This window comes from Caballeronia arationis, assembly GCF_001544975.2.
Classification (GTDB): Bacteria; Pseudomonadota; Gammaproteobacteria; order Burkholderiales; family Burkholderiaceae; genus Caballeronia; species Caballeronia arationis.
Genome location: NZ_FCOG02000396.1, coordinates 1 through 1795, shown reverse-complemented (window position 1 = coordinate 1795; position 1795 = coordinate 1). Strand labels below are relative to the sequence as shown.

Below are 1795 nucleotides of genomic sequence, written 5' to 3'. Positions count from 1 at the left end.
TCACGCTCGCCGGCGAATCGCTGCGCAAGACGCGTAGTCGATTGACTGCGAAGCCGCAGTCCGAGTAAAAAGGCAAGATCCCGCGTCGCTGCGCTCCGCTTGTTCGCGATGGCGTGGAATCCTTGTTCGCTTTGCCGTGGAATCACGATTCACTTTGCCGTGGAATGGCTGTTCTCTTTGCGTGGAATACGCACCTAAATCCGAAAACCGGCGAAACATGGAGCGGACACGCTCGACCGCCCGCGTGGATTAGAGACGTGAAAGACCGCACAAAATTTCTCAGCAGCGAGCACCGCATCGGCGTAGGATTTCTAAGTGACATGCGGCACATCTAGTTCACGCAATGGGCCGCGGCGTTTGCCGACGACCAGACGCCCACCGCCGCGACGCTCGACGGGTTACTGCATTACGCAGACATCGTGCAAACCAGTGGCGGGAGCTACCGCCTACAGGACAGAGGTGAGGCGGGACAAACGACCACGCGACCACCAACGCAAGCAGCCACGTAGGTTAGAACCCGAGTGGGTCAGATTCAAATCGGCGTCGACACCTGAAGTGCATCACCGGAGCTTTGTCGTCGGTCGCCGTGGTTTCGGCGCGACGCCGATGCGCGAATCACGTGAAAGTACAAGCGATGTGACACGACGGGCGACATCCTCAAACGCAGGGTTGCTTTGCTTTACGCAAAGCCATTTCCCGAGAACCTGATGCGGGTGCAGGGCGGGCATTTCCTCGATAAGCGCCGCATGTCGTTCCTGCGATGTGCATACCAGTAAACCGTTCCACGGTTCATCCCGGTCGGCCACAACCAGGCACAGCAACCCGTCGACGTAAGCCGCGTCGCAGCCGAACATTCGTTTTCGGAAATACGTCTCGTCGCCCTCGAGAGGCTTGAGAATCCAGAGCAACGAGTTCCTGACCTTGGATGGCATCGGATATTCAGCGCAACGCTCTTGCGTAAGTTCGAGTTCGGCACCTCGTTGACATGCCGGAACGGCCTCGGTCACTCCCGGACACGTGCATGCCGGGGCCGGGCAACCCAACGACTATACGTCCACTGTAACCAACAACCTGACAGGCCGTTGAAATATCCTCGTCGTGGGTCATCTGTGTAAAAGGATTCCGGGGTTGCTCAGTGCCACATCATACGAAGCAATCTCTGCACATCATATCCGGGCTCGCGAGCTGTCGTTTTCGCATTATTCTCGATGCGAGAACAGTGGATTGCGAAATTGAGCTATTCACCTCCGGGACTGAACTCTTCATGATGCTCCCATCGCGTCGCAGCCTCGCTGTGTTCGGGCTGGGAACGGCGCATCTTTTGGCACAGATTCGGGAACCTTGAACACCCGAACTCAATCCCGTACGCGGAGAAGGAATCATGGCAAAGCAAGCGCTTATTGCGGTCGATATTCAGAAGGACTATTTTTCGGGCGGAAAGTGGATTCTCAACGGAGTCGATGCTGCCGCTGACAATGCAGCCGCCGTACTAGCTGCGGCGCGAAAGAACGCCGACCTCGTCATCCATATTAGACATGAGACTCTGGCGAAGGATGCGCCGTTCTTCGTGCCGCATACGGAAGGTGCGCAACTTCATCCGAAGGCGGCGAGTCTCCCGCACGAGCGAGTTATTGTAAAACACCACATGAATCCGTTTCGCGAGACTGACCTTCAACTAGATTCCTTGACTGAATTGATCTTGTAGCAGTCGAGTCAAGTTTCTACGCGGCGATTTTGACCTGATCGCACCAGGTGTTAACGGCCTTCTCAGCGGTGCGGAAGCTGCGCTGCAAAG

At 56.4% G+C, this 1795-nt stretch carries 2 protein-coding genes and 2 pseudogenes; 3 read left to right on the top strand and 1 reads right to left on the bottom strand.

The features are described 5' to 3' along the window. Positions 1-197: 197 nt before the first annotated feature. A pseudogene (locus AWB81_RS44430) lies at positions 198-281 on the top strand (H-NS family nucleoid-associated regulatory protein); the annotation flags it as partial. A gap of 54 nt (positions 282-335) precedes the next feature. Further along, positions 336-509, top strand: a pseudogene (locus AWB81_RS48110) (ATP-binding protein); the annotation flags it as partial. Between the two features lie 51 nt (positions 510-560). On the opposite strand, the gene AWB81_RS42610 reads toward AWB81_RS48110, so the two are convergent. Beyond that, the gene (locus AWB81_RS42610) at positions 561-932 is read right to left on the bottom strand and encodes a hypothetical protein (RefSeq protein ID WP_062644568.1); all 372 of its coding nucleotides are present in this window, start codon (positions 930-932) and stop codon (positions 561-563) included. Between the two features lie 449 nt (positions 933-1381). Between AWB81_RS42610 and AWB81_RS42605 the strand changes: the two genes are divergently transcribed. Next, positions 1382-1705 (top strand): isochorismatase family protein, encoded by a 324-nt coding sequence (locus tag AWB81_RS42605; RefSeq protein WP_087135611.1) that lies wholly within the window; start codon positions 1382-1384, stop codon positions 1703-1705. Positions 1706-1795: the final 90 nt, after the last annotated feature.